Origin of the sequence: Amycolatopsis sp. NPDC049159 (genome assembly GCF_040648295.1) — a bacterium.
Classification (GTDB): domain Bacteria; phylum Actinomycetota; class Actinomycetes; order Mycobacteriales; family Pseudonocardiaceae; genus Amycolatopsis; species Amycolatopsis pretoriensis_A.
In genome coordinates, this window is sequence record NZ_JBEZDL010000019.1 from 18,132 (window position 1) to 31,039 (window position 12,908).

13 protein-coding genes and 2 pseudogenes are annotated in these 12,908 nt (G+C 71.1%); 4 read left to right on the forward strand and 11 right to left on the reverse strand.

Features of this window, described 5'->3' with window-relative positions; genetic code table 11:
- Nucleotides 1–28 precede the first annotated feature (28 nt).
- Nucleotides 29–1,183, reverse strand: coding sequence for an FAD-dependent oxidoreductase (locus tag AB0B33_RS31440; protein ID WP_360778183.1), 1,155 nt, complete (start codon nucleotides 1,181–1,183; stop codon nucleotides 29–31).
- On the reverse strand, nucleotides 1,176–2,408 hold the full coding sequence (gene serC / locus AB0B33_RS31445) for a phosphoserine transaminase (protein ID WP_360778185.1): 1,233 nt from the start codon (nucleotides 2,406–2,408) through the stop codon (nucleotides 1,176–1,178). Before serC ends, AB0B33_RS31440 begins: the two co-directional genes overlap by 8 nt.
- A 132-nt stretch (nucleotides 2,409–2,540) precedes the next feature.
- On the opposite strand from serC, the gene AB0B33_RS31450 reads away from it, so the two are divergent.
- The 3 genes from AB0B33_RS31450 (at nucleotide 2,541) to AB0B33_RS31460 (ending at nucleotide 5,105) form a co-directional block, all read left to right on the forward strand.
- Nucleotides 2,541–3,875 (forward strand): UDP-glucose/GDP-mannose dehydrogenase family protein, encoded by a 1,335-nt coding sequence (locus AB0B33_RS31450; protein WP_360778187.1) that lies wholly within the window; start codon nucleotides 2,541–2,543, stop codon nucleotides 3,873–3,875.
- 114 nt (nucleotides 3,876–3,989) lie between these two features.
- Entirely contained in the window at nucleotides 3,990–4,463 is a 474-nt protein-coding gene (locus tag AB0B33_RS31455; protein WP_360778189.1) for a nuclear transport factor 2 family protein, read from the forward strand.
- 15 nt (nucleotides 4,464–4,478) lie between these two features.
- Nucleotides 4,479–5,105 (forward strand): TetR/AcrR family transcriptional regulator, encoded by a 627-nt coding sequence (locus AB0B33_RS31460; protein ID WP_360778191.1) that lies wholly within the window; start codon nucleotides 4,479–4,481, stop codon nucleotides 5,103–5,105.
- Between the two features lie 130 nt (nucleotides 5,106–5,235).
- On the opposite strand, the gene AB0B33_RS31465 is transcribed toward AB0B33_RS31460, so the two are convergent.
- From AB0B33_RS31465 to AB0B33_RS31475, 3 genes are read right to left on the reverse strand one after another with little or no spacing between them, the layout of a single operon-like run.
- Complete coding sequence (locus tag AB0B33_RS31465) at nucleotides 5,236–6,003, reverse strand: SDR family oxidoreductase (protein ID WP_360778193.1); 768 nt, start codon at nucleotides 6,001–6,003, stop codon at nucleotides 5,236–5,238.
- 55 nt (nucleotides 6,004–6,058) lie between these two features.
- A complete protein-coding gene (locus tag AB0B33_RS31470; RefSeq protein ID WP_360778194.1) occupies nucleotides 6,059–6,631 on the reverse strand; it encodes a TetR/AcrR family transcriptional regulator in 573 nt (190 codons plus the stop codon).
- A gap of 43 nt (nucleotides 6,632–6,674) precedes the next feature.
- Complete coding sequence (locus AB0B33_RS31475; protein WP_360778196.1) at nucleotides 6,675–7,694, reverse strand: alcohol dehydrogenase catalytic domain-containing protein; 1,020 nt, start codon at nucleotides 7,692–7,694, stop codon at nucleotides 6,675–6,677.
- 65 nt (nucleotides 7,695–7,759) lie between these two features.
- Between AB0B33_RS31475 and AB0B33_RS31480 the strand changes: the two genes are divergently transcribed.
- On the forward strand, nucleotides 7,760–8,347 hold the full coding sequence (locus tag AB0B33_RS31480; RefSeq protein WP_360778198.1) for a TetR/AcrR family transcriptional regulator: 588 nt from the start codon (nucleotides 7,760–7,762) through the stop codon (nucleotides 8,345–8,347).
- A gap of 144 nt (nucleotides 8,348–8,491) precedes the next feature.
- On the opposite strand, the pseudogene AB0B33_RS31485 reads toward AB0B33_RS31480, so the two are convergent.
- The 6 genes and pseudogenes from AB0B33_RS31485 to AB0B33_RS31510 form a co-directional block, all read right to left on the reverse strand.
- Nucleotides 8,492–8,659 (reverse strand): annotated as a pseudogene (locus tag AB0B33_RS31485) (terpene synthase family protein); the annotation flags it as partial.
- A gap of 25 nt (nucleotides 8,660–8,684) precedes the next feature.
- A pseudogene (locus AB0B33_RS31490) lies at nucleotides 8,685–8,960 on the reverse strand (terpene synthase family protein); the annotation flags it as partial.
- A gap of 166 nt (nucleotides 8,961–9,126) precedes the next feature.
- Nucleotides 9,127–9,594, reverse strand: coding sequence for a MarR family transcriptional regulator (locus tag AB0B33_RS31495; RefSeq protein WP_360778200.1), 468 nt, complete (start codon nucleotides 9,592–9,594; stop codon nucleotides 9,127–9,129).
- A gap of 176 nt (nucleotides 9,595–9,770) precedes the next feature.
- Nucleotides 9,771–11,186, reverse strand: coding sequence for an NAD(P)/FAD-dependent oxidoreductase (locus tag AB0B33_RS31500; protein ID WP_360778202.1), 1,416 nt, complete (start codon nucleotides 11,184–11,186; stop codon nucleotides 9,771–9,773).
- Nucleotide 11,187: 1 nt separating this feature from the next.
- The gene (locus tag AB0B33_RS31505; RefSeq protein ID WP_360778204.1) at nucleotides 11,188–11,751 is read right to left on the reverse strand and encodes a hypothetical protein; all 564 of its coding nucleotides are present in this window, start codon (nucleotides 11,749–11,751) and stop codon (nucleotides 11,188–11,190) included.
- Nucleotides 11,752–12,043: 292 nt separating this feature from the next.
- Entirely contained in the window at nucleotides 12,044–12,637 is a 594-nt protein-coding gene (locus AB0B33_RS31510) for a TetR/AcrR family transcriptional regulator (RefSeq protein WP_360778206.1), read from the reverse strand.
- Between the last annotated feature and the right edge of the window lie 271 nt (nucleotides 12,638–12,908).

Consider the following 12,908-nt stretch of genomic DNA (forward strand, 5'->3'; position numbering starts at 1 on the left):
TCGTCGTGTGGCTACCGATCCGGGAAGATCAGCGGTGCTGACGTGCCAGTTGTCCCGGGGTCGTGCTCTTCCTGCTCTGGAACTTCTCCCGCGGTCCCAGCCCGAACTCGGGCAGTGGCTGTTCGCCACCCTCGATCAGGTCGGCGGTGTACTCACCGAAGGCAGGACCGAACTTGAACGCGTGCCCGCCCCCGCCGGCCAGCCAGCCGCCGCCCGATCCCGGCACCGGCGCGAGCAGAAAGTGCTGGTCGGCGGTCAGCTCGTACTGGCAGACGTGCCGGGACACCAGCGGCGCGCCGGCCAGCGCGGGGAACCGGTGGGCGAGCGCTCCCCGAGCGGCTTTCTCGGCTTCCGGATCGGGACGGCGGTCGGCGAGATCCGGATCGATGACCGGAGCGGCGCCGAGCGCGCCACCGACCTTGAAGCCGCTGTCGTCGATGTCCCCGGCCCCGTAGGCGCCGCCGTCGACCCACACCGGGACGCCGGGGGTGCGCCAGTGCGGCTCCACCCCGTAGTAGAAGACGTTCTGCCGGACCGATTCGATGTCCACCAGCTGCGGGAACCAACGTCCCAGCCACGGGCCGCAGGCCCAGATCGTCCGGTCGGCGGCCTGCACCTCGCCGTCCACGACGGCCCGGCCTTCCGCGTCCGGCCGGGCCTCGGCGATGCGCAGCCTGGCTCCCGCCCGCAGGGTGCGGCGCATCAGGGTCAGCACGCCCAGCCGGGCCCGCAACACCCCGCTGCTCGGTTCGTGCAGCACGAATTCGAGGTCGTCGCAGCGCACGTCGGGAAAGAAGTCGCGAGCCGCCTCCGGGGCCAGCCGCTCGACCGGGAGGCCCAGCTTCTCGAGACTGCGTGCGCTCTGCTCCTCGAATTCGGCCTCCCCCCTGGCGAACCAGACGACCCCGACGTTGTGGAAGAGCTCGATGCCCTCTTCCGCCCCGATCTCCTGCCACAGTTCCCGGGCCCGCCAGGCCCGGCGGGTGTACCAGACGTCGATGTCGCGGCCGCCGCCGTAGGACAGCCGGAGCACCCGGGAGGTGTCGTGGCTGGAGCCCCGCACGTGTCCCGGCAGGTACTGTTCGACGACGGTGACCGACCACCCCCTCTGGACCAGGCTGTGCGCGATGGACGCGCCGACGATCCCGGCACCGACGACCACTGCGGTGGGTGCGTCAGGCATTGGACCTCCTTCCCCGCTCGGCCGGCCGGCCGAGCTGTGCGACGGCTTGGTCGATGCAGGCCAACAGCGCCTCGGCGTCGGCGATGTCGATCGCCGGGAACATGCCCATGCGCAGCTGGTTCCGGCCGAAACTGCGGTGGGGCTCCAAGTCGAGAACGCCGTGCGCCCGCAGTCCGGCGACCAGGCCCGCCGCGTCGATGTGCTCGGCAAACTCGATGGTCGCGACCACCGGCGACCGCTGCTCCGGTTCGGTGACGAACGGTGCCGCGTAGGGCGAATCCTCGGCCCAGCCGTAGACCAGCTCGGCCGTGCTCGCCGCCTTGGCCGCGGCACCAGGCAGCCCGCCGAGGCCGAGCAGCCAGTCGATCTGCTCGGCGAACAAGAACAGCGACGCCACCGACGGGGTGTTGAAGGTGAGGTCACGAGCCGAGTGGTCGATGGCGGCGGGCAGGCTGAAGAACTCCGGGATGTACCGACCACCCGCCGCGATTTCTTCGGCGCGGGCCACCGCGGCCGGCGACATCAGAGCGATCCAGAGTCCGCCGTCGGCACCGAAGCACTTCTGCGGTGCGAAGTAGTAGACGTCGAACTCCTCGGGCCGCACGAGCATGCCCCCCGCCGCGCTGGTGCCGTCGACCAGCACCAGGGCCTCGGCGCCGGCCCCCGGCACCCGCTGGATCGGCATGGCCACGCCGGTCGAGGTTTCGTTCTGCGTCAGCGCGTACGCGTCGACGTCCGGATCGGCCCGCGGATCCGGGTGGGTTCCGGGTGCGCTCTCGATCACCGCCGGCTCGGCCAGCCAGGGCGTTGCCCGGTCGACCGCGGTGAAACGGCCGGAAAACTCGCCGAAGGACAGGTGCTGGGCCCGGTTCCGGATGAGGCCGTGGGTGGCGATGTTCCAGAACGCGGTGCCGCCTCCGTTGCCGAGCACCACCTGGTATTCCGCGGGCAGTTCGAACAGCTCCCGCAGCCCCGCGCGAACCCGGCCCAGCAGCGCGCGCACCGCACCGCGGCGGTACGAGGTCCCGAGGAAGTCCGCGCCGCGCGAGGCGAGCGCGTCCAGTTGCTCGGGCCGCACCTTGGCCGGGCCGCAACCGAATCGCCCGTCGGCGGGCAACAAGCCGTCCGGGAAGTTGAAATTCACCACTTGATCGTCGGGCACAACACCGGATCTTAAGGCTTTCCCGCGACGGAGTCCGCGCCCGGCAGCTCTTCTGTGGAACATTTGTGGAGCACATATGGACAATCTGTGGACCTCCGAGAAGTAGCGGATTGCCAGCGGTTTTCCACTTGACCTCGACGAGCGGGACGACGCAGTATCGGACCTGCCGCCCGTGCAGCCGAGGGGATCCCAGTTATGCGAATCACCGTTCTCGGGACCGGCTACTTGGGTGCCACACACGCGGCCTGCATGGCCGAAATGGGGTTCGAAGTACTCGGCATGGACACCGATCCGGAGAAGATTTCCGCGCTCTCCGCCGGAAATCCCCCCTTCTACGAGCCGGGCCTCGAAAGCCTCGTCCGAAGGCACCTGAAATCCGGCAGGCTGCGTTTTACGTCCTCGTACGGTGATATCAACGAGTTCACCGGCGGCGCACCGGCCATACACTTTCTCTGCGTCGGGACGCCGGAGAGGAAGACCGACCGGGCAGCCGATCTGCGTTTTCTCCGAGAAGCGATCGACCGGCTGGCACCCACCCTGAACGGGCCGAGCCTGGTAGTCGGCAAATCGACGGTCCCGGTCGGGACGGCGGAGCAGCTGGCCCGCCGCCTGAGCCGGCGCGCACCCGCCGGCGCGCGCGTCGAACTGGCCTGGAACCCGGAATTCCTGCGGGAGGGCTTCGCCATCGGCGACACACTCAGACCGGCTCGGCTGGTGTTCGGGGTGGGTTCACCGCAGGCCGAATCCCTCCTGCGCGAGGCCTACCGGATCCCCCTCGCCCGCGGCGTACCGCTGGTGGTCACCGATCTGCCCACAGCGGAGCTGGTCAAGGTGTCCGCCAACGCGTTCCTGGCCACCAAGATCTCGTTCATCAACGCCATCGCCGAGGTCTGCGAGACCACCGGCGCCGATGTCACCCACCTCGCCCGTGCACTCGCCCACGACCCGCGCATCGGCGGGCAGTACCTGCTGCCCGGCCTGGGTTTCGGCGGCGGTTGCCTGCCCAAGGACCTCCGGGCTTTCCAGTTCAGGGCCGACGAGCTCGGCCTCGGGCACACGCTGGAATTCCTCCGCGAGGTGGATGCCATCAACCTCCGTCGGCGGCGCCGGATGGTCGACCTCACGCGCGAGCAGTGCGGTGGTGCGCTCCGCGGCAAACGGGTGACCGTCTGGGGCGCGGCGTTCAAGCCCGGCTCCGACGACGTCCGTGATTCACCCGCACTCAGTGTCGCCGCGTCCATCCAGCTCGAGGGCGGAGAGGTGACCGTGTACGACCCGAAAGCCTCGGACAACGCACGCAAGGACTTCCCGGAGCTGAACTACGCGAGCTCCGCGGTCGAAGCGGCGACCGGCGCCGACGTGCTGTTGCACCTCACCGAGTGGCGGGAGTTCCAGGAGCTCGATCCGGAGGTGGTCGGTGCCGTGGTCGCCAACCGCCAGGTCATCGACGGCCGCAACACGCTGGACGCCCAGCGGTGGAACGCGGCCGGTTGGAGCTTCCACGCACTCGGGCGCCCGCCCCGTCGATGACCCGCGGTCGGGGGTGGCTTGGATCGGTGACTTGCTTTTGGCGACAACCCGTCGTAATCTTTACGACAGGTTGTCGCATCGACGCGTCGCCCTACCGACCGGAGGGGTATCCCCATGAACGCGCTCAGTGATCGCGCCGAACTCGTCGAGCTGCTCGGCCGCTACGCCGACATCGCGGACCTGAAGGAGTTCACCGAGCTGCCCGCCCGCGTCTTCACCGATCCCGTGACGCTCGACTTCGGGTCGGTCGCCGACATCCCGCCGATGACCGTGCCGCTCGCCGAATACGTCGAGAACCTCCGTGGCGCCTTCAGCTTCTACACGGCCACGCACCACGCCATCACCGGCCACGTCGTCGACGTCGACGGCGACCGGGCGACGATCCACGCGCACGTCCGCGCCGATCACTGGGTCTCCGACGAGCTCGCCGCCGGGGGGCCGAACCACTGGCTGGTGGTCGGCTTCTACGACAACGAGGCGGTCCGCACGCCGGACGGCTGGCGCCTCGACCGCGTGAAGCTCACCTCGGCGCACCAGGACAACCCGCACCTGTCGAGCGTCGCACTGGCCGCGGCGGGCACCCGTTGATGGGAAGATGACCGGATGCCACGGATCCGGGGAGCCAGCATCGAGGAGCACCACGAGGTGGTGTGGGCCGACCTCGCCGCGGCGACGCGGCAGCTGCTGCTCGAACGCGACTACGACTCGATCACCATGGGCCACATCGCGGCGCGGGCCGGGGTCGCGCGCAACACGCTGTACAACTACGCCGGCGACAAGAGCGCGCTGGTCCTGGCGCTGACGCAGCGGCTGGCCCGGCCGGCGGTCGAGCGGGTGGCCGCTATCGCCGCGCGTTCCGCCGACCCGGCCGCGGACCGGCTGCGCGAGATCATCGTGGCCGTCCTGGACGCGTTCACCGACCAGGTCCTGCAGCTGATGTTCCGGCCGGGCTCCGGCCTGCCCTTCGTGGAGCCGCCGAAGAGCTCGGACAACCCGTTCCACGCGATCGTCGTCGAGGTGGAGAACGTCGTCCGGGCCGGCATCGAGCGCGGAGAGTTCCGCGACGTCGGCGACGTCCGGCTCACCGTGGAGCTGCTGTCCGGGGTCATGCGCTCGGGCGCCGAACGCATCGGCCGCGACCCGGCCGCCTTCACGGCCACCGAGCGCGCGACGCGGGAGATCATCCTCGCGTCGCTGACCCACCACCCGGGCCGGATCACCGGCAGCTGACGCGGCCCGGGTCGCGTCAGCTGCCCGTCAGGACGGCGTCCGTGTCCTGGTGGCGGTTGCCGGACGGCGCCCGCCAAGTCCTCGCCCTGGACGCCTGGCTCAGCTCGGCTCCAGTGCGGCGCGCGCTCCCTCAGATCGCGGTACCACCGGTGGCATCGATGACCTGGCCGGTGATCCAGCGCGAGTCGTCCGAGGCGAGGAACGCCACGAGGTCGGCCACGTCGTCGGGGCGGCCGAGTCGCCCGAGCGCGACTCGCTCGGCCTCCTGCGCGGCGGCTTCGGGGTCGTCCATCAGGCGAGCGTTGTTCCTGGTGAGGATGACGCCGGGGGCCACCGAGTTGACCGTGATCCCGCGGGGGCCGAGCCCCTTGGCCAGTGCCAGCGTGAACGCGTCCAACGCGCCTTTGCTGGCGCTGTAAGCGATCATTTCCGGCGTCGCGAGCGTAGCCGCGAGGCTGGAGATGGCGATGACCCGCCCGCCGTCGCGCAGCCGTGGCAGTGCGGCCTGGGTGATGAAGAACGGGGCTCGCACGTTGACCGCGAACACCCGGTCGTAGTCCTCCTGGGTCAGGTCGGACAGCGGTGCGAAACTTCCGCCGGCGGCATTGTGGATGAGGATGTCGAGCTTCCCGTCGGGTACGTGGTGCGCGCCGGCGGCGTCGAACGCGGCCCAGAGACGGGTCGCGTCGTCGGGCTGTCCCAGTTCCAGCCGCAGTGCGAAAGCGCTTCCGCCGTTTTTCTCGATGCCGTCGACCGTTTCTTTCGCGGCTGCCTCGTCACGGGCGTAGGTGATGGCGACGGTTGCGCCGTCACGACCGAGGCGTTCGGCGATCGCCCGCCCGATGCCGTTGCTCCCGCCGGTCACGAGCGCGATCTTGTTCTTCAGGGGGGTGGACACAGCCGGTCTCCTTCTGGAACTGGAGGTCAAAAATAGCGGCAAAAAAAAGATCGCGTCAGAGGTTGGCCAACGCGGTGTCGATGACGCGGTACAGCCGAGGGGCGTCGTGGATCCGGGCGAGCACCCGCAGTCCGGCGATCGTCACCTGCAGCAGGTCGGTCGCCGCCCGCACGTCGAGCGCGGGGTCGAGGTCGCCGTCGAGGCGGCCCCGGTCGATCCGGGCGGCGATCACCTCGAGCGTCCGCTCCAGGGACCGCCGCACCGCGCGGGCGATCTCCGGATCGTGCCGGGCGAGTTCGATGGCGGTGTTGACGACCAGGCAGCCCCGGCGATCGGCGGCCAGGTCGGCGTCGACCAGGCCACGCAGGTAGGAGCGGAGGACCTCGCGGGTGGTGCCGGGACCGGACAGCCGCTCCTCCACGACCTCGGCGCCCAGGCGGTCGTAGCGAGCGAACGCCCGGACGAACAACTCGCGCTTGCTCCCGAACGCGTTGTACAGGCTTCCCTTCGCGACACCCGTCACTTCCGCGAGCATCGCCGGCGACGTCTCGGCGTAACCGTGACTCCAGAACGCCTGCATCGCACGATCGACGACTTCCTCGTCGTCGAAGGTGCGCGGCCGTCCCATGAAACGACCCTAGCCAGTTATGGACCTTCAGGTCAAGAACTTCTCACCGGCCGAGGAAGACCGGCTTGCCCGGTGGCGGATCCGAGAGCACCTCGACGGCGTCGGCATAACCGAACGGGCCGGCCAGGATCGGTGCCGGGTCCAGGGTGCCGTCGCCGAGGAGTTCCAGCACGTCGGGCACGTGCGGGCTCACGTGGGGTGGTCCCACCACGATGGCGATCCCCGTGCCGTACAAGGCGAAGTACGGCAGCCGCGGCTCTCCGAAGTAGACGGACCGGATGACGCACGTGCCGCCGGGGCGGGTCGACAGCAGGGCACAACGGAGTCCCTCGGCCGCGGCCGAGGCGTCCACCACCAGGTCGAAGCGGCCGTCGAGCCGGTCGGGGTACGCGTCGGCGGCGGCGACGGTCGCACCCGCGGCGGCAGCCTTGGCGCGCCGCCCTTCGTCCACGTCGAGGTAGGTGACCTTCGCGGCGCCCAGCGCGACGGCGCCCAGCACCACCAGCAACCCGAGGGTGGCCGTTCCCCCGACCACGAGCACCTCGGCCTCGGGCTGGGCGACCAACGTCGGCCGGACCGCCTGGAAGGCGTCGGTGATGTTGTCACTGGCCGAAGCGGCCAGGAACGGTTCGACGGACGGCGGCAGCGGGGTGAGGGCGTGCCGGGCCCAGGGCACGCGCACCAGCTCGTCGAACAACCCGCCCCACGAGCCGCCGGCCGTGGTGCCGAAGGACGCGAGCGGAGGCACCGAAGCGCAGGCGCCCGGCAGGCCGCGCCGGCAGTTTTCGCAGGTGCCACAGCTGATGTGCCACGGGATGACCACCCGTTGGCCGATCCGGAGCACCGGATCGTCGTCGGCGAGGTCGACGACTTCGCCGACGGCCTCGTGGCCGAGCGCGAACGGCGTCTCGAACGGCGAAGGCGACACCACGAGCCTCCGGTCGAGGTCGCAGGCCGCGGAGGCGATGGGCCGCACCAGCGCGTCACCGGCGGCGGACAGGCGGGGCGCCGGCCGGTCTTGCCATTCCAGGCTCCGAGGTCCGGAGAGAACGAGGCTTTGCACGAGTCTCCCTAGATAGGTCTCTCTAGAGAGAGAACTCTAGAGAGGGCGTTCGGTATCGTCAACCCGTGCCAAGAACCGTCCACGACACTTCGGCGATCCTCGACGCGGCCGTCCGGCTGCTCGAGACCGGGAGCGCCGACGCCATCACCATCGCCGGTGTCATCCGGGAAGCCGCGGTGTCCAGCGGCTCCGTCTACCACCGGTTCCCCAACCGCGCGGCCCTGCTGGCCGCCGTCTGGAACCGGACGGTGCAGCGCTTCCACGCCGAGCTGTACCCGCTCTTCGACGAGGAACCGGTGGCCGCGGCCGCCGCCCTCGGGCGCCGGACCGTGTCGTGGTGCCGCGCCCACCCGGCGGACGCCCGGGTGCTGCTGGCCGGCCTCGGCTCCTTCGAACCCGCCGCCTGGTCTCCGGAAAACCGCAGCCTGCGAGAGGCCGACCAAGCACGCTGGGACCAGCACGTCCGCCGCCTGGTGACCGACCTGAAGGCGGTGACCGGAAGCGCGACGGCGGAAATCCTGCTCGTCGTCCTCGACCTGCCCTACGCCGCCGTCCGCCGCTACACCGGCGCCGGCCGCGCCATCCCGGCGACGCTCGACGGCATCGTCGAGCAGATCATCCGGACGCAGCTCGCCCCGGCCCCGCAGGAGTGAGCCGGGGCGGACGGCTCCCTTGCGCCCGAACCCCAGCGCACCAGCCGGATCGGGTCGTCGACGGCCGGATCCGGACCGCGGCCCCAGTTCGGCCAGCTCGGCGGCCGGCCGGAGCTTCGCCTCGCCCCGGTCGGCGACCCGGTCCGCGTTCAGGTCGCCGACGCGCCGCACCGCGTCCGCCCAGCCGAGCCGGTGTTCCCGGGCGAGGACGAAGTTGATCGGATCGCCCGCCGCCAGCTCGGCGGCCAGCGAGTGGACGTCGTTGGTCCAGCACATGACGTCCGCGGTGGCGGCCACGATTTCCTGGCACTTGCCCTGGCAAGTAGAGCGCGCCGGGCAGCTCGGCCCCGGCGGCCCGTTCGATCAGGTCGCAGTGGGGCAGCACGGTCGAGGCGTCGCGTCGCAGCCGGGCGTACTCGGCGAACCCCGGCGTCACGCCCGCCGACCGGAAAGCGTGTTCCCTGGCGTGGCCGGTGAGCCAGATTTCGAGGTTGAGGGCGAAGCGCCCGGCCCGGCCGTCGCCCCGCTGGTCGGCCGTTTCGAGGACCTGGCGCCGGAGCCGTTCGTACTCGACGCGTTTCCCGGCCGGCAGCGCGTCGTCCTGGATGTCGCCGAACGCGGAGAAAACTCCCGCAGCGTGCCCTCGCTCCGGATCAGCCGAGGCGGTGCGCCCACTGCCGCGTCTTCCCCCGGGCCTCGTCGCCGCGCGCGTGCTTGCGCGCAGGGAACGGCAGCGGGATCCCACGAAGCCGCCCGTCGGCGTCCACAGTGGACTCCTCTCACCCTCGTCCGCCGCACCGGCGGGACGGCCGTGCGGCGCTGCCGTTGAACCTCGCCGGCAGTTCGGCGAACGTGCGGATGTCGTGCTCCGGCCACGACGCCAGGCGCTCCCCCAGCCGGCCGCCGCGGGCGGCCCGGACGTCGGCGACGCGGCGGTCGCCCGCTTCGGTCAGCCGCACCAGGTACGCCCGGCCGTCGTCCGGTGCCGGGACGCGCTCGACGAGTCCCAGCTCCTCCAGCTGCTGGAGCTGGCGGGAGATGGTCGGCGCCGTCACTCCGACGTGGCACGCGAGCCCGGTCGGCCGGCGCGGGCCGCGGTCGGCCAAGTGGGCCAGCAAGCGGTACGCGGCAACGTTGAGGCCCGGGTGCACTTCCCGGCCGAGCCGTCCCGACGCGACGCGGTCCTGGCGGACGAAGACGGCGAACTCGCGTTCGAGGTCCGCGAGCGTCTCCTCGTCGGGCGTCATCGCGGTCCGTCCCCGCCGGTCGCCTCGGCGTAGTCGGCCGCGGCGGGGCGGTCCGTGGTGGACAGACAGCCGGTGGCGACGGCAACGCGGGAAGGGCGGGGACGCATGACGGGGAACCCCTTCCGGGCAAAGAAGGCGCCCCGCCGGATCGCGGCGGGGCGGGGGCAACGGGCTGATCAACGGCCGTAGGCTTCGAGCAGCCGCAGCCACACCTCGCTGACGGTGGGAAACGCCGGGACCGCGTGCCACAGCCGGTCCAGCGGCACCGCACCGACCACGGCGATCGTCGCCGCGTGCAGCATTTCCGCGACGTCCGGCCCGACGAGTGTGAAACCGACGATCACCTTGCGGTCCTCGTCGACGACCATCCGGGCGTGTCCCCGGTAGCCCTCGGCGTGCACGGCGGAGCCGGCGGTGGCGGCCAGGTCGTAGTCGACGACGCGGATCCGCAGCCCGGCGGCCTCGGCCTTGGCCGCGGTCAGTCCCACGGCTGCGATTTCCGGGTCGGTGAAGACGACCTGCGGCACGGCGCGCTCGTCGGCGGTCGCCGCGTGGCGGCCCCACTCGCCGTCGTCGACCGGTTCGTCCTTCGCGCGCGCCACGATCACGTCGCCCACCGCTCGGGCCTGGTACTTTCCTTGGTGCGTGAGGAGAACACGCCGGTTCACGTCCCCGGCGGCGTAGAGCCAGCCGTCCGCTCCGCGCACCCGCATCGTGCTGTCGACCGTGAGCCAGGCACCCGGTTCCAGGCCGACGGTGTCCAGGCCGATGTCCTGGGTGTTCGGCGTGCGGCCGATCGCGACGAGCAGTTCGTCGGCGTCGAGCTGCTCGCCGTCGGTGAGCGTGATCGACACCGTGCCGTCTTCGTTGCGCTTGACGGAGCCGGCCTCGGCACCGATGCGGACCGAAACCCCCTTCTCCTCGAGCGACTCCGCGACGCGCTCACCGACGAACGGCTCGTTGAGGTGCAGCACGCCGTCGCGGGCCAGCATCGTCACCGACGACCCCAGCTCGCGGTACGCGGTCGCCATTTCCGAAGCCACCACCCCGCCGCCGATGACGGCGAGCCGGGCGGGAACCTCCTTCGCCGCGACGGTTTCCCGGCTGGTCCACGGCCCGGCCGCGCGGAGGCCGTCGATGTCCGGGACGAGCGCGCTGCTGCCGGTCGCGACGATCACCGCGTGCCGCGCGGTCAGCGTCGTGGTGGTGCCGTCGGCGGCGGTCACCTCGACGACCCGGGCTCCGGCGAGCCGGCCGTGGCCGCGGTACAGCGGGATGCCGGCCGACTCGAGCCAGGACACCTGGCCCTCGTCGTTCCAATCCGAGGCGAAGGAGTCGCGCCGGCGGAGCACGGCCGCCACGTCAAGCTCACCCGTCACGGCTTCGCGAGCGCCGGGCACCTGCCGGGCGGCGCGGAGCGCCGCCCCGCTGCGCAGCAACGCCTTGGTCGGCATGCACGCCCAGTAGGAGCACTCGCCACCGACCAGGTCGCGCTCGACGATCGCGGCGGTCAGACCGCCCTGGACGATCCGGTCGGCGGCGTTTTCCCCGACCGGGCCCGCGCCGATGACGATGACGTCGTAGGTGCCCACGTCAGTTCCCCTTGGCGGCGCGGCCGAGCCGGATCGCCGAGACGAGGAAGAAGATACCGCCGAGCACCGCGTACCCGGCCACGTTGGCCAGCGACGGGTCGGCCGCGGAGGCGCCGATGACGAAGTTGGCGCCGGCCAGCACGGAGATGCCACCGCTGAGCATCATCGGCCACTGGCCACCCATCTTGCGGCGGCGGACACCGACGATCAGCTGGACCACCCCGGCCACGATCGCCCAGGCCCCCCACACCCGCAGCACGCCCGCCACGCCGGACGCGGACGCGACACCGATCCCGATGGCCGCGAGCAGGCTGATCGCCATGTTCACGTACAGCGCGGTCACCGACCCGCCGCCCTTCGACGAGCGAGCGTCCACCACGGCCGAACCCACGTCGAACAGCGGGTACAGGACGGCCAAGACGATGCCGACCGCCCCCAAGCCCGACTTGGTCGTCAGGAAAACCAGGACCGCCCACACGATGGCGAACGCGAAGCGCACGAAGTACAACCGGCGCAGAGCCGGGGCGAACCCACCTACGGCGGGCGAGTCGACAGTAGTCACCATGATCCTCTCAGCACTGCGGGGAACCTCCCCAACAAGACCGAACGTTCTATCTCAATTCAGCATGGTGGGCGCGCCGCGCACCGTCAAGACAGAACGTTCTTTCCGATTCATTACGCACGAGAGAGGACCGCCTCGATCGCCCACGGCGGCCGAGGTGTCGGCTCAGTTACAGCTGCGGTAGCGGTCGACCGCGAGGGAGTCGCCGACGGGCCCGGCGCGCGAACGCGCGGCCGTCAGGGCAGAGGTTGTCATCGAACCGTCGCGCTTCACCGAGCTCCGACACGCCGGCCCGCTACTTCGAGGCGGCGTCGATGCGGTGCTGCAGGATCCCGTCGACGCCTTGCAGGAACGTGTCGCGGACGCCGGCGGGGTCGGCCAAGCAACCCGAGACCATCGCGCCGTCGCGCAGCATGACGAAGTGCCGTCCCGCGAGTTCCGGCGGCGTGTCGCCGACCTGCGCGAGCAGGTCCGTGACGATGTTCAGGAACCACTCGCGATGCGCGAGGACGGCTTGGTGCACGGGGTGCGCGGGATCCGGGTACTCCGCGACCGCGTTGAGGAACGCGCAGCCGCGGAACTGGGCGGAGCGGATGCCGTCGGCGATCGATCCGGCGATGGCTCGCAGCTTGTCCGCAGCCGAAAGGCCGCCGACCAGCACCTTCCCGAACCCTTCGCGCTCCATCTCGTGCACACCCTGCAAATACGCGACTACGAGGTCTTCTTTGCCGGGGAAGTGCCGGTACAGCGTGGCGCGGGTGACCTGCGCCTCCGCGACGATCCGGTCGATCCCCACGGAGTGCAACCCGTCCGCGTAGAAGATCCGGGTGGCCGTCGCGAGCAGCCTCGACCGCGCTTCGGACACCTGGCCTCGAGTGTTGCGCACCATCCGCTCGAGTGTAACAGATAGAACGGTCGGTATCGCGGGTGCCGCGCACCTCCCCAGGCGCCAGCCAAGTGAGCCGAGCGGTCCAAAAGGCCTGTTCGCCCACCGGACGGCACACCCCGGCGAACCTCCCGCCACCCGCCCCGGCCTCGGGCGGATCCGGTCCCGGCTCGATCGGCTGACCACGGACCTGCCGCGGCAGCTCGAGGCCACCGTGCCGGTGCGCGCGCAACCGGTCTCCCGCACCGCCGGGCGCTCGGCACCGGTTCGCGGC

Coding starts and splice junctions, on each gene's coding strand:
- AB0B33_RS31440 (WP_360778183.1), bottom strand. CDS start 1,183: ATGCCTGACGCACCCACCGCAGTGGTCGTCGGTGCCGGGATCGTCGGC.
- AB0B33_RS31450 (WP_360778187.1), top strand. CDS start 2,541: ATGCGAATCACCGTTCTCGGGACCGGCTACTTGGGTGCCACACACGCG.
- AB0B33_RS31505 (WP_360778204.1), bottom strand. CDS start 11,751: ATGGTGACTACTGTCGACTCGCCCGCCGTAGGTGGGTTCGCCCCGGCT.
- AB0B33_RS31470 (WP_360778194.1), bottom strand. CDS start 6,631: ATGGGACGGCCGCGCACCTTCGACGACGAGGAAGTCGTCGATCGTGCG.
- AB0B33_RS31460 (WP_360778191.1), top strand. CDS start 4,479: ATGCCACGGATCCGGGGAGCCAGCATCGAGGAGCACCACGAGGTGGTG.
- AB0B33_RS31455 (WP_360778189.1), top strand. CDS start 3,990: ATGAACGCGCTCAGTGATCGCGCCGAACTCGTCGAGCTGCTCGGCCGC.
- AB0B33_RS31495 (WP_360778200.1), bottom strand. CDS start 9,594: ATGACGCCCGACGAGGAGACGCTCGCGGACCTCGAACGCGAGTTCGCC.
- AB0B33_RS31510 (WP_360778206.1), bottom strand. CDS start 12,637: ATGGTGCGCAACACTCGAGGCCAGGTGTCCGAAGCGCGGTCGAGGCTG.
- serC (WP_360778185.1), bottom strand. CDS start 2,408: ATGTTCCACAGAAGAGCTGCCGGGCGCGGACTCCGTCGCGGGAAAGCC.